Below are 25,092 nucleotides of genomic sequence, written 5' to 3'. Positions count from 1 at the left end.
GATCATTACTCCATGATAATCAGTGGGTCATCTTCTGCCATTATTCTATACGGTTCGATTGCGTCGCGGTCGATGCTGTATGTCAGCGCATGTATCCCGCATGGCAGCGTACTCGCCATCACTCGCGGGAAATCGTCGCACACATCGTATATGGACACGGTGTGGGGGAGGAGCCTTGTCTCTTGAACGGATGACGAATAGATACGCAAGCCAGCGTTGAAGATGTCGTCTTCTAGTTTCGTGCGCACATTTTCCGGATTCTTGGAGAGGTCACATATGCGTCGCATGAGATCGTAGATGGTTATGCCTTTGCCGTCATCTTCCGTATTGAGCTCCAGTTCCACAGTGACGAGCCGAATGGGGAATTGGGCGGTATCCAGTTGCTCCGGCGAGGAAATCATGATGTCATGGCTGAACGCGTGAATTGCTTTCGCTTCCCAAGCGCATTCCTGACTGGGGAACGTGAAGTCTTGCGGCGCGCCAAGGGGACCGGTCCAGCAATCAATGATGGTGTCCATCGGTATACTCGTTGTCCGCTGTATGAATACTGCGGCTATGAGCTCGGCAGCCACCCCCCGCACTATCTGCTCTGTTTGTTCGGCGGCCAATGGTTGGAGGAGTCGCTTCCACTGGCTTATGGATGCATATATTTGTTCGAGTGCCGCCTGCTGGGTATCAACCTCATATATGCGCGCTGCGAATGTTGAGCATAATTCGGCGAAGGCGTGGCGAAGCGACCAATCCTCCAATGTGAATACCAAAGCCCAGTTTTCACCGGAGATTGATGGGCGACGATCATTGAGCGCCACGGTGATTGCACGCATGCTGTTGACGTCACGCGGTTTGTCACTGGATAGCACCATGATGTAAGGCTTGTGGTCGGCAACACCGACCACAAGTGGCAACACCAAGGAAGTGTCCAGCTCTCTGTTAGGCAAAGAGTCGTCCTGCATTTGTGACCGCCATATGGCGAGAATGGAATCACTATCGAAATCAGCCATCAATCCTCCCCTTCAAATTCTTCCTGCTGGAGTTGCTGCTCATAGAATTGCCGTGCAGCGACCGTATTGAGATAGAAGGTGGCTTTCCCTCTGCCCGTAGGACTTCCTGGAGTGTCTGAGGGCACGACGATCTTTGCTGCAAGAAGCCCATCGGAGTCAGGAATCGACGCTACCTCGTTGGTCGCGGAGTTGATGAGCGCGACACGGTAGAGCATGAGCGTTGGATGATCGCCGAACAATTTGGTGTCATAGAAGTCACGTTCATTTCGAATCTCTCTGGTAATTGGCTTCCCTGTAATGGCTTGGGCGACTTTGACGACATCGGTTTTGGAACCGAGGCGAAGTTTGTTGCCGCTGACTTGGTAGATGTGAGCGGAGGGATCTTCCTTGTAGGCACGTTGTATGGTTGTCCAATGGAAGGGGACATCGATGGCGCCAAGTCTGCCATTCATGAAGGCGACGTTCCATGTCAGATCAGGACGTTCATCATGTTGTGTCTGCGCGAATTGCTGAGCCATTGTTGTCTCAAGCTCGCGAGGATCCATGTTTCTGTAATGGAGTAGCGTCTTGCCGAAATAGGTGTCACCGTATCCCGCACGATACCGTTGAAGGAATGACGCGATTGCATTGGCGGGTACACCTTCGAACACTACTGTGTTGCCTTTGGGATCTGTGCTGTGTGCCACGGCATCATCAGAGAGTATCGTTTGCAGCAGTTGTGAGAATGCCTCGTTGTTGGTCTGGCTTATCTCGGTCTTTGTACTGAGCTTCACAGACTCGATGATGAGGTTCTCGAGGTCGAAATCAATTCCCTGTCCTTCTTCGGCGTGCCGCATTTTCGCAGGATTTGTGATGCGGACGCCGGTGCTTGGATTCTTCCGGACTGCAATACCGAATTGCTTAGGGGTGCCGTGTCGTTTTTGGATATCACGCGCAGTCGCCTTGATGTCCTCGATGATGGAGCCGGAATATTTGAAATCCGCAACCGTCTGTGGAAGCAGCCAAACTCGTTGCAGCTCCTCGTAATTGGGACGGTATCCAAACCAACGACCCATCTGGAGTAGCGTATCGGCTGCAGTGACCTGACGATAGAAAATACTGCAGATAAGACCTCGTAATGTCATGCCACGAGACAGTTGATTGCCTCCAACATAGATAGTGCACTCATTGGAATCTTCCTCTTGATCATCTTCATTGCCGGCGCCGTGGAGATGATTCCAATCGTCTGATGTGGAGTTCTCGAGTCGAACGACGACACGGTTGTCGCGTATCAGTCTTTTGAGATCATGCAGCACATCCTCCCATGACTTGCCGTGTTGGCTGGCATATGCTGCATATTCCTCATCGAAGGAAGCATGGAGCGATTGTATGCGTGGATCAAGATTGGCAGATGAATTGGCGTGAAAACGGAGAGCGTTGTTCAGTGATTCGATATAGAGATATACACGGTCGGCAATTTGCTGTTGCACATCTTGGAAACGTGACATGTGAATCAGCATGGACTGCCGCTTATGAATACCATCCGGTCGCAAAATGCAAGCTATCAGGAAACAGTTGATGGCATGACGGACCTGCGCATCCAGCAGATCATCGACACTGTCCTCAGTGGTTTGCAGTTCGGTGCTGGTGTTTGGCCTTTGCTCCTCGAACGAAAACGTTTTTTTATGAATGAGCGGCAGCCAGTGACCTAGAGAGTCCTGGTCAAGGAGGCGAACGGGCGATTCAGCTGGTAGGCCTTCGGGTTGATCGTTTTCCGCCGCATCCTCTTCATTGCGATTGCCAAAAATCTTGAGCACGCCGATATACTCCGCTGGAGTGGGGAGAATGTAGATGAAATCCTCCGGGAAGAGATCTTCAGCCTCTTCATCATCAATGAAAATATTGGCGAATGGTGTCGCTGTGACCGCCGCATAGGAGGTTCGCGTGCTGATGGAACACAGTCGGCGAAGTAATGCGTTGATGGCAGTAGGATCTGCGCCGATTTTACTGGAGTTGACGGAAGCATAGTCGCTTTCGTCGTCGATGATCAGTATCGGAATATCCTTCGTGAAGTCATCATTGTCCAGCCATTCGATGAATTTTTTGAGTACGCTGCCATTCTTCTTCATCACTGCGAGAAGTGGCCTGCTTCGCCAGTTCGGCCGGGGCATATTGTCAAATGCCTGCTTCGAACGTGTCGCAAAATCATCTTCCATGTTGGTGAGGCATTGTAGATGCTCACCCTTTGGCAAGTATTCACCGACACCGACGTATTTGCCTCTCTTCAGACCAATGCAGTCCGTGTCAATACGGTCCTGGGTCTGCTTACGAAGCTTCTCGTTGTCACTGGTGAGCACGATGACGAGTTTGTATCCACGGTCAACGGCTTTGTTCATCAATGCCATGTACGTGCGTGTCTTACCTGACTGTACGTCACCGAGCAACAGACCTTTCCGGCTGATGGGGGCGGACGATTCCCGCGGATCCGACAAGAGATTCATTATGTTGTTGGTGTCTTTGTCAAGCTGCGTGTACATTGCATCTTGATCATTGAACAGATATTGATAGTACGCATCGGTATGAGGCGTGGGGAGCTCGCTCATTTCGGAAAGCCAAGGATGCCATTGCGCATTTTCATTGCGTATGGTGATGCTCCCAGTGTCAATCTGCAGATTGAGAGCTTGGCGCACATTGCGGAATACTTGACGAACTTGGTCGTCGGTAAGTTTGATACCTTTCCTTTCGGCGAGCACAGGAATCGTGGAGAAGATTTGCATGTCATCTATTGTGGCTCCATCGTCCTGCGAAGGTGTCAGAAATAATGTAAGAAAACGTTCAAGTTCTTTGATGCGTTGCACATAACCACTGTCACCCATGACAGACCTCCTCCAATATGCGTTCGGCATTCTTTGACAAAGAGAACGGTTCGCTGTCCTTATATCTTTGCACAAATTCCTCTGGCGTCAAATGAGTGACCATCATATTGAGCATCCAGAATTCTTGGGCACTGGTACGAAGTTGATCGTCCAACGCATCGGTCACGCCAACTCGCTCATCCATGGCAAAACGTGTTTGCATATCTTCATAGGGCAATGTTGAGGCGAGCGACGCCATCATAGTCTCAAAATTGCGCCGTTGCTCAGGCGTCAGAGTACGAACGAAGGACTCGATATAAGGATTGGCTTGATTCACTTCATATCGGAACTCATGATTACGCTCTTGTATGAGCGACCACATTTGCGCCCGGGGATCCTTGTTGATTTTCCGACCGCGGAATTGCTGAACCTTGCGACTTGGTTTTGCCAATGATTTCGCGAATCTACGCATGGCATCGCGTACAATTTTCGGGGGAGTGGCGGTAGATTTCTTGATGTCGAGAGCCCATTGGGAATCCAACGTGTTGGGGATGTCTATGCGTACTCGGCATAGTTTGTTGATGTCGGACCGTGCCATCATCCGATACCAGCTGCCCCATGTGATGAGTCTATAGGCGCGATAGATATAGAACCCCTGAGTGTCGAACAGTGTCTTGCCTCGTTCTTCGGATAGTCCCAACAATGAGCGATCTTCATCAGTGAGACGGTTCTGGTAGGGGAGGGTGTAACCGTAGAGAACGGCATCGGTCCCCTCGATGAGTTGTGGGGGAGCCTTCTGCACGGCGGGGTTATTGACGAGGAAGGGATCACGCCGCGGAACATCATCATTGTTGATTCGGATATGAATTTGATTCACAGGGTCATCGTGGTATGGGTATAGGTACCTATGGAATACCAGAGCCAAGTAGTCTGCAAGGTCGGACATGGCCTTGTCTAGGTCGGCCACGGTTTTCCCAAGGATGCTGTTCAGCCGGTCAAGATTACGCCATAGTACGCAGGTTCCATGTCTTGTGGGCAAGGCATCCCTGACTTTGTTTGGGAGCGATCTAATGATTTCGGGCTCGGACAACTCTTCCAATGACCATGACTTGGATTGGGCCAACCTGTCGAGGTCCCAACGAAATGCGGCATAGGAGCCTTCCTGCCGGGAAACAAGTGTCAGCGATCTTCCCTGTGACAACGAAGCCGTCTTCAAGCCGAGGCCAAAACGACCAAGGTCCTGAGCGCTGCGGTCAGTTGATGTGTTGTTACCGGCAAGCTGCATGGCGCGGATCGCTGTACCGCGGTCCATCCCTCTGCCATCGTCGACGATGGCGATGAACGGCTCTTCACCATAGTCGTGGTAGTAGATGTCGATATTGCGGGCATCCGCGGCGATTGAATTATCGATGACATCAGCAACGGCCGTATTAAGGTCGTACCCAACTGATCGCATGGACTCCATCAGCGTCGGATCCGGTTCGCATAGTATCTCGGGCATGATGGGTTCCTTCTCTTTTGGAATATCTAGCTTTGACACATGGTACACATCGAGCATATGTGCAGGACTTCCCCATATTTGCTATGCTCTCTTGAATAAGTTGGCATGGTCATGTCGAGAAAGGGGGAGTCGTGACTCCACGTGAAAGGAATGGTTTCATAGAATGGACCGCATTGGGGCTGTTGGCGCATAACATATGCGCTTTCCAAATGCCAAAAGGAACGTCGTTTGGTTTCATGCTTAGAGAGGCTTTGGAAGAGAGTGATGCTCCTTATCATTTTGATTTATATGAAGATCCGGATAAAATAATCGAGAATTCGATTAATCATTCAAGGTAACAAATATTTGATGCACGTTGGGATGGATTTACATATAACAATAATTACTGTCTTGCTGTCCGTTTTGTGTCCTCGGCGGAACAAAATGCTTTTACATCAGGGGAAGATGGATTGTGTCTGGTTGCTGAAATTTATCAAAAGGAGCCAGAAGTCATCAAAAAGATGAGTTTTTATCGTTTTGGTGAATTCATGATGAAAAAACTGAAGTCGGAAGATTGCTCAATGTATACGTATAGAAAAGAGGATGAATAGGGGAGTATGGGCATGCTTGATTGTGAACTAATGAGTACTTAATTGATACATTGAAGGAAGCGGTCGTGCAGTGGTTTCCGATGGCATACCATACCGACGCCCAGTTCGAATCGGCGCTCCGAGTGCTCGATTGGTCGTTCGTCGACGGCCCCATGAAGAAATCGTATGGTGAGCGTGCGCTCATCGTACGCGCGGCGGATGGTGTCGGCCTCGCGCTCGAGTTCGCGGCGATGCTCAATGGCAACGATACGTTCCGACGGTTCTTTGTCGACAATGTGCGTACCGGTCTGAAACGATTCGCGGATTTGCTAGAGGAATCCACCAAAACCGGCCATTCCTTGCAGGACGATCGCGGATTCGTCTATAAGCATCGATACAAGATGTTCGAGGTGGAACGGCTGCTCGGATGGCCCAAGCAGATCAACGGCAGTAGTGTCGGCGGCTATCTGCTTCCCAAAGATGAGGGGAGCATGCCGGTGTTCGTCAAATACGCGAACAGCCAGTACGCGGACCGTTTCCTCAATCCCCAGGAGATGCATTGGTTCAGCAAGGACAAACGCAGTTTCAAATCGCGTGAGATCGAATGGATGGAGCAGGGGATAAGCAGTGACGATTGGTCCGCGACGCATTTCATTCCATTGTTCGTCATGCGCAAGGCGGACGCCGAGAAACTCAAGATGTACTACTACGTCGGCCGTGTCGGGTCGTGCGCGAACATGCGGGAGACGGTGCGCGACAACAATGGCGAAACGGTCAGGCTCGTCGAGATGGATCTGCGGCTGACGAAGCCGTTGAGCGCGGAGTTGTACCAGCACCTGACGGACAGGCTTGAACCATGACCGGACAAGGCGCCGATGATTTGCGTGCGGGCTGGAACTTGATTCGTGTAATCAGATTGTGGATAGAGTCATTCCAGTGATAGAATGACAACGTTTGGATATCGAATAGAAGTCATTGTGTGTACTTGTAAAGGAGGTGTGCAGAATGGCGAAAGTGGTCGCGAATGTTGATGACGACGTGAAAAGGCGCGCGTCTGCTTTATATGAGGAGATGGGGCTGAGCCTGAGTTCGGCGGTCAACATGTTCCTCAAGCAGTCCATCCGTGATGGCGGGATGCCTTTTACCCCTTCTGTGCGGAAAGCGCATATGGATGCGGCCGGGCGTGCGGCTGGGGCAAACACAACCGCTAAAACGATGCCGAGGAATCCTGAAACCGGTCGCATAGTGCTGCCATCCGAATGGGATGATCCCGAGGATGATGTGTATGACAACCTCTGAATTACAGTTGTATGAGGTGTGGTTGATGTGGGTGGAATTTACCGACCATCCAGGCGTCGGGAAGGTTCGGCCCGTCGTGATCACAGATTTGGAATCTGATGGTTTGGCAGGAATAGTCGTCAAGATAACCAGTAATACGAATTATCAGGGAGCTACTGATGTGCTGCTCGAGGATTGGACTCAAGAGGGTCTTTTGAAGCCTTCGGTGGCTCGCTGTTCGCAAGAGTTCAAGTTCGAATTCATGGACTTGAAGCGAATGCTGGGGAGTTTGACGGCTTATGATGCTCAGCGCATCTCATCCACCATGGCCTTGGTAAGGTTTGAGTCTGGTGAATGAATATAACAAGTTCGACTAGCGAATCATCCGGCAAAGTGGCGACTGGCGGGGAATGGGGCAAAAGCGATGCCTGAATCGTGGGAACGCTATAGGCTGACGGCATGAGCAAACCTGCGACGCGTGCGACAACGACGAATGGGACGAAAGCGCCGAATATCGCGCGCTTTGAGCCTGCAGGCCATCTGTATGAGGCACGGCTGTCGTTGTTGGAACGGGAGGGCTCCTACGATTCCGCACGTTTCTTCGACCAGCACGGGGATGAGCTTGACGCGCAGCTCGCCACGTTCCTGGACTGTGTGTTCGAACAATCCCAAGCGTCGTCGCTGACGCTCGACCGTGCGCATATCAGCCACACGATGTTCGCGGCTTGCGGCGTCGCGCAACTGCATGCGGCCGGCGCGGGATTCGCGGACTGCTCGTTCACGGGCTGCCGTTTCGGATCGTTCGCCGCGATGGAATCATCGATGCGTTCGGTCGAGATACACGACTGCCATATCGGCTATCTCAATCTGCGCGACGCCATATGGCGCGACGTGCGGTTCGTCGACTGTGTGATCGACGAATTCGACGCCGTCGGCGCGCAATTGACCCGCGTGGCATTCCCGGGCACGCGTATCGAATCAATCAATCTGCAGCATGCCACAGTCGGCGATGTCGATCTGCGTGGCGCGCAACTACGCCGTATTGAGGGTGTTGAGTATTTGCGCGGAACCACGATGTCGCTCGACCAGATCGCCGACCTCGCCGCCGCGTTCGCCGCGAGCCTCGGCATACGCACGGATTGATGCATAACATACGCGGCGGTACGGTGAGAGGTGCCGTAGCGTACCGCAGTGCGGAACGGGTGCGCGCAACACGGTTGTGACCAAATGAATGTTCACGATGGGGTCACAATCGGGTGTTCTCGTGGTCAACATATGAGAAAACGCTGCAAACAATCGAAGTGAAATGATATCCGATGCGAGGAAGCACGATGGTGTGTCGAATACCGAATGATATGGATATTGACAATCGAACATGCGATATCATTGTGATATCTGTGTGTGAACAACCGCTTGAAAATGGCCGTTTCTTCGGTGTGGGTAGATAGAGTCGTCGATGTTGGTCGCGGTCAGGGGAAACGGGATGTGGATATTATTTCCTCATACATGGTCGCGTGTTGAATTTGTGAAAATGGAATTACTTATTATAATTCGCTGTTAGCGATCGAATCATCGCGGGAGATGAGACGTGTTACCCCGATTCTTGGTGGTGATGCTACCAAGATGCCGTGGCGAAGTGCTGTTGTGCCACGACGAGCGATTGCGTGAACCGAAGGGCATGATTCCAAGGAGCGTGATACGGCAACGACGACACCCGTTATCGTGCGCATCCGTCGGGGGATGCGCGAAAGGAAACGATACGACCACACGACAATGCGGATTGCATAGGAAAGGATGCAACAGATATGTCACACACAGCACCACGGCATAGCGAACGTTTTATGCGCGCCCTTGATGCCGATACCACGATTACCTCGAAGGAGCGTACTTCGATGAACGACCATCACACGATGCTCAAGGCGTCGATCGCCACAATCGCCACAGCGGCCACACTTGTGGGCGGCGTCGCCCCCGCCATGGCGGACGAGGCGGCCGCGACCAATCCGGATGCCATCGCCACGAACGAGACGGTGAACGCGAACGCCAACGAAGCCACCCAGCAGACCGATACCGCCAAATCCGCGGTCGAACAGGCGAAGGAAAACGTCACTGCTGCACAGCAGGTCGTGAACCAGGCGCAGACCGACACCGACGCGGCCAAAGCGGCGCAGCAGACCGCTGCCGACGCGCTGAACGCCGCGCAGGCGAAGCTTGATCAGGCGAACGACACCCTCGCTGCGGCGAACAACGATGTCGCGAACGCGTCCGCCAACGCGGACAAGGCCGCTGCGGACGTCACCTCCAATCAGAACACCGTGGATGCGCTGACGAACGACGTCAACGAGGCGCAGCAGAAGCTCGACTCCTTCGACCAGGCTGCGGCGGACAAGGCGATCGAGGAAGCGAACGCCGCACTTGATGACGCCAAGGATGCGCTCAAGACCGCACAGGACACCGCTGACGCGTCCGCGAAGAAGGCCGCCGATACCGCCGACGCGCAGGCGCAGGCGCAGACGAAGGCCGATGCCGCCCAGAAGCAGCTCGACGCGTCGAACAAGGCCGTCACCGATATCGAAGCCAATGTGCCCGACAGCGTCAAGAACCTTGAAGCGGCACGAAAGGCGGCCGAACAAGCCGCGGCCGATGCGAAGAAGGCACAGGAGACAGCCGACGGCAAGGCCGCTGCGGCGGACAATGCCGACGCCGCCAAGACGACCGCGGAACAGGCCCGTGACGCTGCGACGGCCGCGCAGGCCACGGCGCAGAACAATGCCGATGCGGCCAAGACCGCTGCCGACGATGCACAAAGGCAGATCAAGCGTGGCTCCCTTGGGTTCTTCGAATCCCGTGGGGCCAAGGATGCAATCGATGTCCTGACGAACCCGGAGACAACCAAGTACATCGACGCTATCAAGCTGGGTGACGAAAACGATGCGACAAGCCTGAAGAACATGGCCTATGCCCTGAGCTGGGTCAGTACAGTCAACGACTACCGTGCCAAGCATGGCTTGAAGCCTTATCAGGTCTCGGATACCCTCATGGCCATGGCGCAGGCCAACGCCGATTGGTCGAAGGACCATATCGCGCATTCGAATCAGTTCGCAACCGCCGAGAACCTTGCATGGGGCGGCGGCAACCCGGTTGACCGTTGGTATTCAGAAAAGGAAATCTGGGATGCCGAGGTCAAGAAGAACCCGGAATTGGCGACGCTTTCGCCATCACAGGTGTACATGAAGTATCCTGATCTGTTCATGCAGGTCGGGCACTATTTGAACATCATCGACCCCAACGACACCGTCATGGGCGTTGCAACGAACACCGACCCGAACGGCGTCTGGGGCATTGTCGATGCAATGGAGACCCAGAGCTGGACCTCGCCGACCGACCAATCCGTCGAGGACTACAAGGCCGCGTTCGACACCTACTATAACGGTCTCAAGAATGCACCTGAGGCCTACAAATCGGCCCTTGCCAAGCTCAATGAGGCCAAGGCGAACACGAAGACCGCATCCGATGCGTACGACAAGGCAGTCGCTGCGGCGACCGCCGCGCATGACGAAGCCGTCAAGGCACGTGACGCGTATCTTGAAGCCGACAAGAAGGCGAAGGACGCGCAGGCGGCCTACGAAGCGCTCAAGGCGCAGGCGGACAAGGACCAGGCCGATTATGAGGCCCGCCTCGCAGCCGCCAAGGCCAAGGCTGAGCAGGACCAGAAGGCGCTCGACGCAGCGAACACCGCGCTTGACACCGCCAGGACGGAAGCGGCCAACGCGAAGGCGCAGCACGAAAGCGACGTCAAGGCCGTGGATGCCGCCAAGAAGACGCTTGCCGACGCTGAGGCCCGACTCGACCAGGCCAAGAAAGACGCTTCGCCCGCCGACCTTGAACAGGCCGTCGCCGACGCGAAGGCCGCCCTCAAGGACGCGCAGGACAAGCTCGCCGAGGCACAAGCCGCGAAGGATGCCGCCGACAAGGCGCTCGCCGACGCCAAGGCGAAGCAGGCCGACGCAAGCGAGGCGGTCGACGCCGCACTTGCGGAGCATGACAAGGCCGCCGATGCGAAGACCGCGGCCGACAAGGCGCTCGCCGATGCGCAAGCCAAGCTCGAACATGCGAACAAGGATCTCAAGGCCGCCAAGGACGCCTACGCGAAGGCCGTCGCCGACGCCGACAAGGCGGACAACACCGTGATTGACATCATCGTCAAGCCGAACACGACGACGGCAACTTCGACGGTAACGTCCACGTCGCAGCACGGCAATGCCGCGACTGGCGCCGCCGCTACGAAGACCGGTGCGAACACGGCAAGCACCGGCGGCGTGCCGCTCTCCGCGACCGGCGCCGATTCCGCCGCGATTGTGTGGCTCGCTGCGGCGACGCTCGCCGCCGGCATCGGCTTGGGTGTCGTCTCGCGCCGCCGCGCCTGATGCACGGCTGAACCGCCGGGCATTGCTGCAACCGCATGCACGCCGCCGACGGTGGTCGGTCGCGCATGCCGGATACGACGGCCGCTTGTGCAGCACCTCCGTGTGCAGCACAAGCGGCCGCTTTTGTATCCCGCCGAACATCGTCGGATGGCTCGAATCGACATCCTTGTACCAACATCGGCGCATCATGAACATCAATGACACATGACACAACGGCGGCCCCGATTCCCGCACTGCGCATCGCGCGGCGCATCATCGCGTCATACGGGGACACGTATTTCCTGACGAACCTCAAACTCAACCTGCTCGTCTACTGGTGTCAGGTCGCCGCACTGCGACGCGTGGATGCGCCGCTGTTCACGGATGGGGTCACGGTCGGCGAATGCGGACCCGTCGTGCCGCACGTGTGGGAAGCGTACGAACACTTCGGGCTTCGTATGGTCCGTGAGCGCGACGAATGGCAGGAGGAACCGCTCAACGATGATGCCGAAGCCATCATCGCGCATGTCGTGGGGAGGTGCGCACCGCTCACCGCGGTCGATCTGCTCGCGTTGTCGAGCGCGGATGACGGCGCATGGTCGCGCGCACGTGCACACGGCAGCGCATATGTCAGCATCGACGACATCCTCACATCGGCGGATATGCGGCGCGCAGTGCCGACGCATACGCTCGCGCACTGTGTCGCCGACGTGACTCACGCATACCCGAACGCGCTGCGTCTGTTGGAGCGTTCATGACGACGAAGGGGTGGAACATGGCACGACGGAACATGGAGCGACGGAACGGAAAGCAGGACGTGGAACAACAGATGGAACGATGTGCGGAACCGATCGAACTCGACGGCAAGCAGATGCGTATGGATGCGCTCGCGGAATCGGTTTTCGAAGTGTACATCGACACGATACGCGGAACCGGACTTGACATCACGGCGACCGCTCCGGCGACGGTCGACGAGAGGATCCTCGGACGTGTGCAGTCGGTGCTCGGTTCGACGTTCCTCACCTTCTTCGGTGTCGCCCCGCGCGAACGGTACGCGGACATCTTCGCGCAGATCTCCGATTTCGCGACACGGTTCGCGAAAGACCATATCTTCCCCGACGGCAACAAACGCACTGCGGTGAAGATGGCGCTCGCGATTCTGAAGATGCACGGTTGGGACGTGCGCGCCAAGGACGCCGAGGACGCGGCGGACAACGAGCTGTACCAGTGGGTGCAGGACATCGTCACCGGACGCGGCAGCGCGGACGACCTTGCCGCATTCGTGCGCGACCACGCGGTGTGGGTGGAGTAGCGCCGCGTTGGTGGAGGATTAGGAATCCTTGTAATGCTCACGGCATGAGAGCACGACGACCATGTTCGCTTTGGGCATATAGATGATGCGGTGCTTCTCGCTGATGCGCCGCGACCACGCGCCTGCGAAATCCCATTGCAGCGGTTCGGGTTTGCCGATGCCCTCGAAGGGGTCGACGCGAACGGGCACAATCGCGGCGGAAGCGTTACAGGATCTGTTCCATGCCGTATTTGTAGACACTCATGCCGAGATGTTCGTAGAATGTGACGGCGGCCGGGTTCGCGGCCCACGCGTTGAGCGTCACATTGTGGTGGCCGTGTGCGCGCGCATGGTCGAGGACATGTTCGTACAGTGCGGTGCCCACATGCTTGCCGCGCGCGGCTTCGTCGACGCAGATGTCGTCGATGTACAGTGTGCGGATCGGCTGCAGGTTGTTCGCGTCCGTATGGTCCTCGTCGACGCAGAACGCGTAACCGACGACCGTGTCGTCATCGTCGGTCGCGACGAATATCGGACGCGCATCGTCGGCGATGATGTGCGCGAGTTCGTCGGTTGTGTATTTCGTCTTGCCTTCGATGAACAGGTCGGGGCGGCCGTGCGCGTGCACGTCGTTGACCTGATGGAGCAGGCGCATGATGGCGTCCGCGTCGGTGGCTTGTGCGCGGCGGATCGTTTGTGTCGTCATGCCTCTCATCGTAGATACGGGGAGGAATAAAAAAGCATAGGCGGCGACGGTCGTGAATGGTGCTGTGGGCGCATGCCCGCGCGTGTCGCGCGAAGCGGATATATTGACCGTACAGAAGAGAGTCAATACGAGAACATTCTAGGGACATTATGGTTCAGCATATGGGAGGACATCGGGTGGAACGCCACACACAGGTGAACGGTGTGCATGTGAACGGTCCGACGGTCGGCCAGTCGGACGGCACGAAGGCGAAGCGGCCCAAAAACGCCGCATTGGAAGGGTTGAGGGCGCTCGCGATCATCGGCATCGTGCTCTACCATATGCGTCCTTCGATGCTGCAAGGCGGTTTTCTTGGTGTCACGGTCTTCTTCGTGCTCACCGGGTTCCTCATCACGCGCAGCATCCTGCGGGCCTTGGCGAACGGCGTGTTCTCCTACGGGTCGTATCTTGTCAAGCGGCTCAAACGCCTCGTCGTCCCGACATTGTCGATCATCACGGTCACCGCGGTCGCGATCTACCTGTGGAGCCCGAGCCTGTTGCCGAAAGTGCAGGCCGATGCGCTTCCCGGCGCGTTGTTCTATGAGAACTGGGCGAACATCTTCCGCAAGGTCTCGTATTTCGAAGCGGCCGGATTGCCTTCGCCGCTCACGCCACTGTGGTTCCTCGGTGTCACGATGCAGTTCTATATCGTATGGCCGGTGCTCGTCGCGATGATCTCGGCGTTCGTGCGGCGCAAGCCGCGGCCTGCCCGTCTCACTGTGTTCATTGGTATCACATTCGTGCTCGCATTGTTGTCGACGGTGCTCATGGCCGTGCTGTACCGCAATGGTGAGGGGACGACGCGCGTGTATTACGGCACCGACACGCGTGCGGCCGAACTGCTCACCGGCGCGCTCGCGGCGATGGTGTTGGAATGGTTCCGCAAGCCTGCGCGCCCGAGGCGCATAAGTTCGAATGGCGACAATGACCGTGGCGGCCGCGGAGCCAATGCACCGGCGCACGCCGCTCGACGCAATGACGCCCCAGACATCTCGCAGGGCATCACCGCGAATGTTGCAGCTGTGGCATGTCTTGTGGTGATTGTCGTGGCGTCGGTGTGCTGCAATGGGGAAAGCGCGTTCCTGTACCGGGGCGGCTACTGGCTGTTCGCGGCCATCGTGGCCGTCACCGTCGCCCTTGTGCAGCGTCCTTCGTGCATCGTCTCGCGCGTGCTCGCGTGCAAGCCGCTCACGTATCTGGGCGGGCGTTCGTTCTCGATCTATCTCGTGCATTATCCGATCATCCTCATCATGAACCCGGCGACGCGCACACGTGCATTGGCATGGTGGGAGCCGGTTGTGCAGCTGATCGTGATCCTCATCGTGGGCGAGGTGTTCTACCGTCTGATTGAAGGCCCCTCAATCCGCTTCGGCATCGCAAGCCGTGTGACATGCGCGGTGATGGCGGTGTGCGTGGCCTTCTTGGCGTTCGCGCCGGTCCCATGGCAGCGGATCGCGACGGCCCGCGCACAGCAGCTGCGCCCCGAGACGGCCGTCACGGCGAGCGCCAAGCCGAAGCCTTCGCCTTCCGGCACGACCGATGCGAACGCGGGGGAGCAGGCGCAGCCCTCGGCACAGCCTTCCGAATCGGCTCAGCCGCAGGGCCCGCAGGCGGAGAAGGTGCCCGCCAATCTCGACTGGCAGCGGTGGCATTGTGATGAGGCCGCCGGCACATGCGACGCGGACATGATCATGATCGGTGATTCGGTCACGGCGGGTGCGGCGCCGGTCCTGCAGCAGATGCTGCCGAACTCGTATATCGACGGTGCCGTGAGCCGGCAGCTGTATGTCGGACAGGACATATACGCGCAGGACGTCGCGGCCGGCCATGACGGCAGCGTCATCATCTATGCGCTCGGCACGAACAGTCTGATCCGCGACCCCTCGACCGTGCAGACGCTCATCGACTCGGCGAACGGGAAGCCGGTGTATTTCGTGACGATCCGCTGCCCCTACCCGATGCAGGACATGAACAACGAGGTCCTCAGGGAGTATGCGGCGAAGAACAGCAATGTCGGCATCATCGATTGGCATGGCGCAAGCGAAGGCCATAGCGAATACCTGTTGGATGACGGCACACATCTGACCGAGGCCGGCCAGCAGGCCTACGGCGAGCTCATCCGTAAGGCGCTGTGCGGCAAGTGAACCAGATGCGGCAAGCATGATGCCCGGTGCGCCTGTTTCGCAGTGCGGTACGCTACGGCCTGCCACCGTACCGCACTGCGCAACAGGCATCTAGCGTATGCTGCGAAACAGACGGCGTGGGTGTATGCGTCAGAAGGCCTCGACGGTCCTCATCGCATCGATGATCTGTCCGGCGGTCACGCCCGGCACGGCCGCGTGGAACGGCGAGCCATCGGCGGCGGCGAATTCGGCGACCGTGTGGAGGTTCTCGTCGGTGAATGGCAGGTTCATCTGCCTGAACGAATGCGGCAGGCCGATCCGGTCATAGAACGGCAGCAGCTTGCGCGCCTCGTCCTCCTTGCCTTCCGTGACGAGCTGGACCATGACGCCGTACGCGACCTTCTCGCCGTGCATCGTCGCCGCCGAACCCGGAATGCGCGTCAGGCCGTCATGCACGGTGTGGGCGCCGGATTCACGGGCGCGCACACCACCGAAACCGGCGACGGTGCCGGCCAGACCGATGATCGTGTCGATGAGCGTGCGCACATGCGGATCGTCGGTGCGTCCCGCGCGCAGCGCCTCAAGCGCCGGTTCGCTTTCCGCGAGCAACGTGTCGCGTACGAGGCGCGCGCTGTGCCAGGAGAGGCGGTCGAACACGGTCAGGTCGTCGGCCTGCGCGAAGACCGGGTCGGATTCGTAGAACTTCGCAAGCGTGTCGCCTATGCCGCCGACGAACTTGTCCGCCGGTGCCTCGGCGATCATCGCCGCGTCGACGAGCAGCGCGATGCTGTTCCTTGCATGCACCGGCACGCCGAGGAATCGGTGCTCGTCGTCATAGTCGACCGAATACGGTGAGTACGCGGCGCATGCGCATGCGAGCGTCGGCACGATGATGAGGTCCACGCCGAGCATGTCCGCGACGTTCTTCGCCGTGTCCGAAAGCTTGCCGGCGCCGATCGCGACGATCGCGTCCGCGTCGAGGTCCTTCGCCTGCACGGCGAGTTCGCGCGCGTTGCGTTCGCTTGACGACCCGTCATAGCGCAACGCGGGCGCGAAGAACTCGTCCGTGCCGTTGTAGTCGAGGAACGCCTTCGCCGACTTCTCGCCGGTGAGGATGACCGGATGCGCATAGTCCTCGAGGTATTTCGGGACGATCGTGGCGACCCCCGGATCGCTCACATAACGGTTCGGGCCGGGGCGGACATCGGTGTCTTGGACGAAGGTGGCCATGGAAAAGCTCTTCTTTCCTGCAATGCTGTGTTGCAATGGTTGTCGAATATGGGTTCGGTCGTGGGTGCCGTGGCGCCGGTGTTCTGGTGGAACGGGTGTGCGTGGGCGGGCACGGCGGGAAGAGCTTGTGGCGGGCCGCCGTATGTGTTGGTCATCGTATGAACGACGCCCAACAATGTTCACCGTGGGGGAATGCAATGGTTGCACACGGTTGACTCTGTCTAATAAATCAACGTATGAATGATTTCGTTATCGATTGTATTTTTCGTACGTTATCGATTTTGATTATCGCAGATGTCTGTCCACACGGTGCACGTGGCGCCGTCTCACCGTCTCCAAATGAACACTGGTGGGCAAAGGCGCGGCGCGGCGATACACTGTGGGTGGCGGCGGCCGCCTGATGCGCGCGCCGCGCACAAGATGCCCCGGCGAACAACGAAACGAGGAGACCATGGCACACGAGCAGCAGGACAAGCCCGTCGTCGAAAGCTTCCAGCTCGACCATACGAAAGTGAAGGCGCCATACGTGCGCTACATCGACACGGAAACCGGTCCGAACGGCGACGTCATCTCGAACTACGACCTGCGCCTCGTGCAGCCGAATGAGAACGCGATCCCGACAGGCGGCCTACATACGATCGAACACACGATCGCCGTGCTGCTGCGCGAACGCATCCCCGGATACATCGACTGCTCGCCGTTCGGATGCCGCACCGGGTTCCACCTGCTCACATGGGGCGAACATTCGACCGAGGACGTCGCGAAGGCGCTCAAGGAGTCGCTCGAATTCATCGCGAACGAGGCGACATGGGACGACGTGCCCGCGACGACGATCGAAAGCTGCGGCAACTACCGCGACCACAGCCTGTTCACGGCGAAGGAATGGGCGAAGGACATCCTCGCGCAAGGCATCAGCTCCGACCCGTTCGAACGCAAGGTCGTCTGAGCGCAGGCGGCGCAGCAGTCAGCAGGTTTTCCACAGCAACAGGCAAAGGACGTTGGCAGGACTCATGGCCAGTGCATCGACACGACGGTTCCGACATGCGACGATGAAGGACTATCCGCAGATCGAACGCAACTATGCGCGGGCGCGCGACCTCATGGCGCGCAACGGCAACCCGACGCAATGGGGGAGCACGTTCCCGAGAGCCGAAGTCGTCAAGGACGACATCGCGAACCACAGGACGATGCTGCTCGTCGACACGGTCGGCGGCCATGAGCGCATCCTCGCGCAGTTCGCCGTATGCCCCGGCATCGACCCGACCTATGTGAAGATCAACGGGGCGTGGCTCGACAACGACTCCTATGTGACGATCCACAGGATCGCGTCGAGCGGGCTCGTGCGCCACGCGGCGCGCGACTGCGTCGAATGGTGCCTCAAACACTACGGCAACGTGCGCGTCGACACCCATCCGAACAACAAGGCGATGCAACACGTGCTCGAAACGTGCGGATTCGCGCGTTGCGGCCTCATCCAACTGCTCGACCGCGACGAGGACACGACACGCATCGCCTACCAGCGGCACGAATGGTGACGGCGAACGTCACGGAGACGTCACACAGGGGAGGAACAATACCGACTATGAGCGCACAAGCACTTGCCGATCCACGATTCTCGTCGCCGCAGGGCGAAGCCAACTACCATGCCGCGCGCCGCGCATACCCGGCGCAGGCGATCGTCGACCTCGCCGTGATCCGCGACAACATGCGCCATCTCGTCGACATCGTCAACCGCGAAGGCGGTGAGACGCAGGTCATGGGCGTCGTCAAAGCGGACGCGTACGGCCACGGCCTCATCCCGACCGCGCTCGCCGCGCTCGCGGGCGGCGCGACATGGCTCGGCACGGCGCAGGCGCGCGAAGCGCTCCTGCTGCGCCACGCCGGCATCGGCGCGGACCGCGCGCACATCCTCACCTGGGTCAACAACCCGCTCGAAGCCCCGTACCGCGAACTCATCGACGCGGACATCGACCTGTCGGTCGCGACACTGACGGCGCTCGAACACATCGCCGACGCGGCGCGCGAAGCGGGACGCCCCGCACGCATCCACATCAAGGTCGACACCGGCTTCGGCCGCAACGGCTTCACATTCGAGAACCTGCCCGAGGCGATCGAGATGCTCATGGCGTTGCACGACGAAGGCGTCATCGACATCGTCGGACAGTGGAGCCACCTCGCCGTCGCCGACGCGCCGGACAACGCCGACTTCGTCGAACAGACCGAAACACAGATCGCACGGTTCGAAGCGTTCACGCAGCGCCTCAACGACGCGGGCATCGAACCAAGAATCCGGCACCTGGCGAACACGGCGGCCACATTGAGCCGCCCGGAAATCCACTACGACCTCGTGCGACCGGGCGTCGCGCTCTACGGCTACGAGGCGGACCCGGCGATGGGCAGACCCGAACAGTACGGGCTCAAACCGGCGATGACCCTGCAGGCGCAACTGAGCTCCGTCAAAGACGTCGACGAGAACAGCGGACTGTCCTACGGACGCATCTACCTGACGGAAGCGCGCACAAGCGTCGCGATCGTACCGGTCGGCTACGCGGACGGCATCCACCGTTCGGCATCCGGATCCGACGAACGCGGCGCGCTCGGCCGCACGATGCCCGGCGGCCCGGTACGCGTCATGACGAAGGACGGCCCACGCCTCATGCGCGTGAGCGGACGCGTCTGCATGGACCAGTTCATCATCGACCTGCACGGCATGGCCGACGACCTCGGCGTCGCGATCGGCGACACCGTCGAACTCTTCGGCCCCGGCCGCGGCGAGGCATACGCCGAACCGACCGCCGACGACTGGGCTCGCGCCGCAGACACGATCAGCTACGAGATCTTCACATGCCTGCGCAACCGCGTACCACGCCTCTACGCGCACGCGACGGACGTCCTGTCCACCGAGGACCTCGACAGGCTCGACCCCGCAAGCATCCTGTAACGCGTCCAGCGCCCGGGCACACCACGGCGGACGATGGGGGAGACGATGAGCGAACAGACAGCGCACAGCGCACACGAAGGATACACCGAACACGACATCGCGCGATGGGCGCCCGAAGCACCCAAATCAGGCGGCCGTACCGCGTTCGAACGCGACCGCGCGCGCCTCATCCACTCATCGGCACTGCGCAGGCTCGGCGCGAAAAGCCAGATCCTCGTCGCCGGAACCGACGACTTCGCACGCACACGCCTCACCCACACGCTCGAAGTCGCACAAATCGGACGGCAGATCGCGAAAATGCTCGGCTGCGACCCCGACGTCGTCGACTGCGCATGCCTCGCACACGACCTCGGACACCCACCATTCGGGCACAACGGCGAACGCGCGCTCGCGGCGCTCGCGAACAACATCGGCGGATTCGAAGGCAACGCACAGACCTTCCGCCTGCTCACGCGCCTCGAACCGAAAGTGTTCTTCAGGGACGGGCGTTCCGCGGGCGTCAACCTCACACGCGCATGCCTCGACGCGGCCGTCAAATACCCATGGGACCACGCGCACGCCGACGCCCACCCGAAAGGCGAACGCAGCCGCAAATTCGGCGTGTACCCGGACGACATCGACGCCTTCCTGTGGCTCAAGGAAGGCGCACCGGAAGCGACGGTGCCGCTCGAAGGGCAGATCATGGACCTCGCCGACGACATCGCGTACAGCGTGCACGACGTCGAGGACGCGGTCGCGACCGGCGCGGCCGACCTGACGGCGTTGCGCAGCCCCCGCACCATCGACGCGATCGTCGACGAAATCATCGCATGGTACGGCAGCCAATGGGACCCGGATGGCCTCGTGCGCGCATTCGGCAGGCTCGAATCAATCGGCGCGTTCCCCGAAACCTTCGACGGTTCGCGGCGCGCACTCGCGCAACTCAAGAACGTCACGAGCATGCTCATCGGCAGGTTCGCGCTGAGCGTCGAAGCGGCGATGCGCGCGGCCCACGGACCCGGCGCGCTCACACGGTACGCGTGCGCGCTCGAAGTCCCGTACGAGACACGGTATGAGATCCTCGTACTCAAAGGCATCGCCGTGCACTATCTGATGGAACCACGCGACCATTCCCCGATGAAAGAGGACGAACAGCGAATCGTGACCGACCTTGTGGAAACAATCGTCAACGACACGTCGACGCCGCCGTTCGCGCTCGAACGTGTGTTCTGGGAGGACTGGATGCGTGCGGAGACCGACGGCGAACGGCTGCGTGTCGCGATTGACGAGGTCGCGAGCCTCACCGATGCGTCGGCGATGACGATGCATACGCTGCTGTGTTCGTGAACGGGACGTGGTACGCGGCGCGACGGCTGATATGATGTTGGCTCATGGCGGGCTTGATCAGACAAGAGGACATCGACAAGGTAAGGAACGCGGCCGATCTGTACGACATCGTGTCCGCAAGCGTGAAACTCAATCCGGCGGGCGTCGGATCGTTCTCCGGACTGTGCCCGTTCCATGACGAGAAGACACCGAGCTTCTATGTGCGCCCATCGATGGGCCTGTGGCACTGCTTCGGCTGCGGACGCTCCGGCGACGTCTTCGGCTACGTGCAGGAGCGTGAGAACCTCGATTTCCCGGACGCCGTCGAACTGCTCGCCGACAAATACCACATCGAGCTGCGGCGCGAGGCGGGACGCGGCAACGACAACGCGCGCAAAGGCTCGAAACGCACACGTCTGCTCGAGATGAACGAGGAGGCGCAGCGTTTCTTCACCGAACAGCTCAAGACACCGGAGGCGCTCCCCGCGCGCCAACTGCTCGGCGGACGCGACTTCAGCCAGGAGGACTGCGCGAGGTTCGGTTGCGGCTACGCGCCACAGGGATGGGACAACCTCGTGCGCCACCTCGCGAACAAAGGCTACACACAGCAGGAGATGCTCGACGCGGGACTCGCGCGCCAAGGGCAGCGCGGCATCTACGACTACTTCCGTGGGCGTGCGACATGGCCGATCCGTGATTCGACGGGACGCACACTCGGCTTCGGCGCGCGCAAGCTCTACGACGACGACCAGATCGGCGCGAAATACATCAACACACCGGACACGCAGCTCTACCACAAGAACCAGGTGCTCTACGGCATCGACCTCGCGAAGGACGCCATCGTCAAGAAACGGCAGGTCGTCATCGTCGAAGGCTACACCGACGTCATGGCGATGCACCTCGCAGGCATCGACACGGCCGTCGCGACATGCGGCACGGCATTCGGCGAAGAGCACGCGAAAATCGTGCGCAGGCTCATCCACGACGATTCACTCGGCGCGGTGCAGCTCGTCGGACCACTCAAAGTCGAAGGACAGGCGCTCAGCTCGCGCATCGTCTTCACGTTCGACGGCGACGCCGCCGGGCAGAAGGCGGCATTGCACGCGTTCGGCCTCGACACGGCGTTCCTGTCGCAGACCTTCGTCGCCGTCGCCGACGACAACCTCGACCCGTGCGACCTGCGCATCCAACGCGGCGACGAAGCATTGCGCGCGCTCATCGAGAATGCGAAACCACTGTATGACTTCGTCCTGTCCGCCGCCGTCAACCGTTTCGACACGACATACACGACGGGGCGCATGGGCGCCGTCAAGGCGACCGCGCCACTCATCGCGCAGATCCGCGACCGTTCGTTGTGGGACATGTACGCACGCAAGGAGGCGCGTGCAATCGGCGTCGACCTCGACGTCATGCGGCACGAAGTCATCGAAGCGCGCAAAACGATGCGGATCCGCGATGAAGACGCGTACGCGCCCAAACGCAACCGCTACGCGCGCGCCGCGGAAAGCGGACAGCAGGAGCCGACGGCCGTGCAGGTGCGCCTCATCGAGCAGGCGAACGCGGAACGGCAGACGTTCTACCGCATCCCCGATCCGGTGTTCATCTGCGAACAGCAGTTCATGGCGACGCTCATCCAAATACCGCGCGCAATCAACGCGGAACTGTTCCGCGGACTCAACGTGCACTGTTTCCAGACGCCCGTGTTCCAATCGATGTACCAGGCCGTCGACGTCGCGGGCGGGCTGCCGCCGGACTCGGCGACACAGCAGCAGTGGTTCGGGCATCTGCTCGACGCGGGCGGCCCGATGCTCGGACAGGTCATCAACGAACTCGCCGTCATGCCATTGCCGCTCAAGTTCGACGAAGGCGCCGTGCAGCGCGAACAGGACACGAACGGCGGTGCGGGCGTCGCCGCGCAGCCGCTGTGCGAAGCGAGCCAAGCGGAACGGCAGTACGCGAACCAACTGCTCGCGAAACTCCTCGACGCCGGCTACATGCGCACGATCGAACAGACGAAGCACCGCATCGCGCACGTGCAGGATTCGAAACAGCAGATCGAACTGCTCGGCATATTGCAGCATCTCGAGACCGCGAGGAAGGAACTCAAGGCGAGCATCTTCGGCGGATGACGGTGCGCGGTGCGTGTAGACCGTGTGTGGTGTGCGTATGTCGTGTGAGGTGTGTGGTGTGCGTCGTGCGCGTACGTGTGCATGGCCGAGCGCACACGTTCGCAATCGTGAAAACGTCGGCGTCCGAACGTAATGATTGCAAGAGATGCGGAGTGAACATCGGCGGAAACGGTCGGAAAACACCACGCCGAATCGTTGCAATGGGGCGATTTCGTGTAGGATGGACCTGTTTTGCAAATGTGTTCTGGAGGATGAATGCGGCAACGGGTGCTCACGTTCATGCGCAGCGAGACCATATTGATCGTCGCGTCCATACTCGCGTTGATATCATGCTTCATCGTGCCACCCGACGGCGAATACGGCGGCTACGTGCACGTGAGCACGATCTCACAGCTCATATGCCTCATGCTCGTCGTCGCGGGCTTCCAACGCATCGGCGTGTTCAGGATCATCGGCGCGAGTCTGCTGCGGCGTGTGCACACCGCGCGCGGCCTCGTGCTCACGTTGCTCTCGCTCACGTTCTTCTCATCGATGTTCATCACGAACGACGTCGCATTGCTCACGTTCGTGCCGTTCGGACTCGCCGTGCTCACCATGGCGCACATGGAGGACCGCGCGATCATCGTATGCGCGCTCATGACCGTCGCCGCGAACACCGGCAGCATGCTCACACCGGTCGGCAACGCGCACAACCTCTACTTCAAAGCGCTCACCGGGATGAGCACGGGACGCTTCCTCGAAATCATGGCGCCATACTCGGCGCTCGCGGCGGTGCTGCTCGTCATCGTCACGGCCGTCGTGTTCCGCGGGCGCACAATCACCGAATTCGAAGGGATGGACAGCAAAGGCATCGAACGCGGCGTGCTCGCGCCCGACTCGTCGCGCGCACAGCCGGACGAGATCAAAGTCACCGGCTACGGTGCGGGATACGGCGGATGGCGTGCGATCGTGTACACGGTCGTGTTCCTCGTGTGCGTGCTCGCGGTGAGCGACATCGTACCGTTGTGGGTCATGTGCGTCGTCACTGTGGTGGCAATGCTCGTGTGCGACAGGCGTTCGTTCGCGCACGCGGACTGGGGGTTGCCGCTCACGTTCATCATGTTCTTCATCTTCATCGGCAACATGAAGCGCGTGCCGGAATTCGCAGGGATCGCACAGGCGTTCGTCGGGCAGCATCCGCTCGAAGTGTCGATCATCTCGAGCCAGATCATCAGCAACGTGCCGACGTCGTTGCTGTTGTCCGGGTTCTGCGACGAATGGGTGCCGCTCATCATCGGCACGAACATCGGCGGCATGGGCACGCTCATCGCGTCGATGGCGTCGCTCATCACCTACAAGAACTACGCTCGCGCCTATCCGCACGAGAAGAGCCGATATCTGGCCGTGTACACCGCCGTGAGCGTGCTGTTCCTGCTGCTGCTCTACGGCCTCGCGCTCATCATCGAGTAGCGTGCGGCGTCCGGTTTGGCAGGTGGCGGCGGTGGGCCGGGACGCCGCCGGGCTGTTTTGCGTCCGGCTTCGCAGATGGTGCCGGTGGGCCGGGACGCTGCGGGTTGTTCGGCCGGTGTGGTCTGCGGTTCGGGATGTAACTGGGCTGTTTAGCGGGTGGCTTCGTAGATGACGCCCGCGGTCTGGGACGCTGTGTCCGTTTCAGCAGATAGCGCCTACTGTTCGGGGCACAACCGGGCTGTTTTGCGTCCGGCTTCGCAGATGGTGCCGATGATTCGGGACGCAAATGA

Annotated in this window: 22 protein-coding genes; 16 read left to right on the top strand and 6 right to left on the bottom strand. The window is 59.3% G+C overall.

Annotation, left to right across the window (positions count from 1 at the left end; all coding sequences use genetic code 11):
- Window positions 1-5 precede the first annotated feature (5 nt).
- Genes B1526_RS02370 through B1526_RS02360 form a run of 3 tightly spaced genes read right to left on the bottom strand, consistent with a single transcriptional unit; the run spans window position 6 to window position 5,336 of the window.
- Window positions 6-1,001, bottom strand: a complete 996-nt coding sequence (locus B1526_RS02370; RefSeq protein ID WP_095614512.1) for a PD-(D/E)XK motif protein — start codon at window positions 999-1,001, stop codon at window positions 6-8.
- The gene (locus tag B1526_RS02365) at window positions 1,001-3,856 is read right to left on the bottom strand and encodes a Z1 domain-containing protein (protein WP_157908672.1); all 2,856 of its coding nucleotides are present in this window, start codon (window positions 3,854-3,856) and stop codon (window positions 1,001-1,003) included. The genes B1526_RS02370 and B1526_RS02365 overlap by 1 nt, the downstream gene beginning before the upstream one ends.
- Complete coding sequence (locus tag B1526_RS02360) at window positions 3,849-5,336, bottom strand: ATP-binding protein (protein ID WP_095614510.1); 1,488 nt, start codon at window positions 5,334-5,336, stop codon at window positions 3,849-3,851. The genes B1526_RS02365 and B1526_RS02360 overlap by 8 nt, the downstream gene beginning before the upstream one ends.
- Window positions 5,337-5,467: 131 nt before the next feature.
- Between B1526_RS02360 and B1526_RS08945 the strand changes: the two genes are divergently transcribed.
- The 8 genes from B1526_RS08945 to B1526_RS02325 all read left to right on the top strand — a co-directional run bounded on the left by B1526_RS08945 (window position 5,468) and on the right by B1526_RS02325 (window position 12,901).
- The gene (locus B1526_RS08945; protein WP_133088408.1) at window positions 5,468-5,674 is read left to right on the top strand and encodes a hypothetical protein; all 207 of its coding nucleotides are present in this window, start codon (window positions 5,468-5,470) and stop codon (window positions 5,672-5,674) included.
- A gap of 332 nt (window positions 5,675-6,006) precedes the next feature.
- Window positions 6,007-6,765 (top strand): DUF3427 domain-containing protein, encoded by a 759-nt coding sequence (locus B1526_RS02355; RefSeq protein WP_095614509.1) that lies wholly within the window; start codon window positions 6,007-6,009, stop codon window positions 6,763-6,765.
- A gap of 145 nt (window positions 6,766-6,910) precedes the next feature.
- On the top strand, window positions 6,911-7,204 hold the full coding sequence (locus tag B1526_RS02350) for a type II toxin-antitoxin system RelB/DinJ family antitoxin (RefSeq protein WP_095614508.1): 294 nt from the start codon (window positions 6,911-6,913) through the stop codon (window positions 7,202-7,204).
- The gene (locus tag B1526_RS02345) at window positions 7,191-7,541 is read left to right on the top strand and encodes a type II toxin-antitoxin system PemK/MazF family toxin (RefSeq protein ID WP_235606995.1); all 351 of its coding nucleotides are present in this window, start codon (window positions 7,191-7,193) and stop codon (window positions 7,539-7,541) included. Before B1526_RS02350 ends, B1526_RS02345 begins: the two co-directional genes overlap by 14 nt.
- Before the next feature lie 101 nt (window positions 7,542-7,642).
- The gene (locus tag B1526_RS02340) at window positions 7,643-8,326 is read left to right on the top strand and encodes a pentapeptide repeat-containing protein (protein ID WP_095614507.1); all 684 of its coding nucleotides are present in this window, start codon (window positions 7,643-7,645) and stop codon (window positions 8,324-8,326) included.
- A gap of 749 nt (window positions 8,327-9,075) precedes the next feature.
- Entirely contained in the window at window positions 9,076-11,610 is a 2,535-nt protein-coding gene (locus B1526_RS02335) for a CAP domain-containing protein (RefSeq protein WP_157908671.1), read from the top strand.
- 197 nt (window positions 11,611-11,807) lie between these two features.
- Window positions 11,808-12,347, top strand: a complete 540-nt coding sequence (locus B1526_RS02330) for a Panacea domain-containing protein (protein ID WP_235606994.1) — start codon at window positions 11,808-11,810, stop codon at window positions 12,345-12,347.
- Between the two features lie 17 nt (window positions 12,348-12,364).
- A complete protein-coding gene (locus B1526_RS02325; RefSeq protein WP_235606993.1) occupies window positions 12,365-12,901 on the top strand; it encodes a Fic family protein in 537 nt (178 codons plus the stop codon).
- Between the two features lie 18 nt (window positions 12,902-12,919).
- Here B1526_RS02325 and B1526_RS02320 read toward each other — a convergent pair whose 3' ends face one another.
- Both B1526_RS02320 and B1526_RS02315 read right to left on the bottom strand, forming a co-directional pair.
- Entirely contained in the window at window positions 12,920-13,090 is a 171-nt protein-coding gene (locus B1526_RS02320) for a Txe/YoeB family addiction module toxin (RefSeq protein WP_235606992.1), read from the bottom strand.
- Between the two features lie 16 nt (window positions 13,091-13,106).
- Window positions 13,107-13,586 (bottom strand): GNAT family N-acetyltransferase, encoded by a 480-nt coding sequence (locus B1526_RS02315; protein ID WP_095614504.1) that lies wholly within the window; start codon window positions 13,584-13,586, stop codon window positions 13,107-13,109.
- A gap of 161 nt (window positions 13,587-13,747) precedes the next feature.
- Here B1526_RS02315 and B1526_RS02310 point away from each other — a divergent pair, with 161 nt between their 5' ends.
- Window positions 13,748-15,769 (top strand): acyltransferase family protein, encoded by a 2,022-nt coding sequence (locus B1526_RS02310; protein WP_095614503.1) that lies wholly within the window; start codon window positions 13,748-13,750, stop codon window positions 15,767-15,769.
- Between the two features lie 129 nt (window positions 15,770-15,898).
- On the opposite strand, the gene B1526_RS02305 is transcribed toward B1526_RS02310, so the two are convergent.
- Complete coding sequence (locus B1526_RS02305; protein WP_095614502.1) at window positions 15,899-16,978, bottom strand: iron-containing alcohol dehydrogenase family protein; 1,080 nt, start codon at window positions 16,976-16,978, stop codon at window positions 15,899-15,901.
- Between the two features lie 236 nt (window positions 16,979-17,214).
- On the opposite strand from B1526_RS02305, the gene B1526_RS09055 reads away from it, so the two are divergent.
- The 7 genes from B1526_RS09055 (at window position 17,215) to B1526_RS02275 (ending at window position 24,802) form a co-directional block, all read left to right on the top strand.
- A complete protein-coding gene (locus B1526_RS09055) occupies window positions 17,215-17,379 on the top strand; it encodes a hypothetical protein (protein ID WP_157908670.1) in 165 nt (54 codons plus the stop codon).
- Between the two features lie 50 nt (window positions 17,380-17,429).
- On the top strand, window positions 17,430-17,924 hold the full coding sequence (locus tag B1526_RS02300; RefSeq protein WP_095614501.1) for an S-ribosylhomocysteine lyase: 495 nt from the start codon (window positions 17,430-17,432) through the stop codon (window positions 17,922-17,924).
- A 64-nt stretch (window positions 17,925-17,988) separates the two neighbouring features.
- Window positions 17,989-18,513 (top strand): GNAT family N-acetyltransferase, encoded by a 525-nt coding sequence (locus B1526_RS02295; RefSeq protein ID WP_095614500.1) that lies wholly within the window; start codon window positions 17,989-17,991, stop codon window positions 18,511-18,513.
- 47 nt (window positions 18,514-18,560) lie between these two features.
- Window positions 18,561-19,919 carry an alanine racemase gene (alr, locus tag B1526_RS02290; RefSeq protein ID WP_095614499.1) on the top strand — a complete coding sequence of 453 codons (1,359 nt, stop codon included), beginning with the start codon at window positions 18,561-18,563 and terminating at the stop codon, window positions 19,917-19,919.
- Window positions 19,920-19,964: 45 nt separating this feature from the next.
- Window positions 19,965-21,245, top strand: a complete 1,281-nt coding sequence (locus tag B1526_RS02285) for a deoxyguanosinetriphosphate triphosphohydrolase (protein WP_095614691.1) — start codon at window positions 19,965-19,967, stop codon at window positions 21,243-21,245.
- 44 nt (window positions 21,246-21,289) lie between these two features.
- Window positions 21,290-23,353, top strand: a complete 2,064-nt coding sequence (gene dnaG, locus B1526_RS02280) for a DNA primase (protein WP_095614498.1) — start codon at window positions 21,290-21,292, stop codon at window positions 23,351-23,353.
- A 255-nt stretch (window positions 23,354-23,608) separates the two neighbouring features.
- Window positions 23,609-24,802, top strand: coding sequence for an SLC13 family permease (locus B1526_RS02275; RefSeq protein ID WP_095614497.1), 1,194 nt, complete (start codon window positions 23,609-23,611; stop codon window positions 24,800-24,802).
- Window positions 24,803-25,092: the final 290 nt, after the last annotated feature.

The sequence above is a fragment of the Bifidobacterium criceti genome, from assembly GCF_002286935.1.
In the GTDB taxonomy this organism is placed as follows: domain Bacteria; phylum Actinomycetota; class Actinomycetes; order Actinomycetales; family Bifidobacteriaceae; genus Bifidobacterium; species Bifidobacterium criceti.
This window is presented reverse-complemented; position numbering and strand designations above follow the sequence as displayed.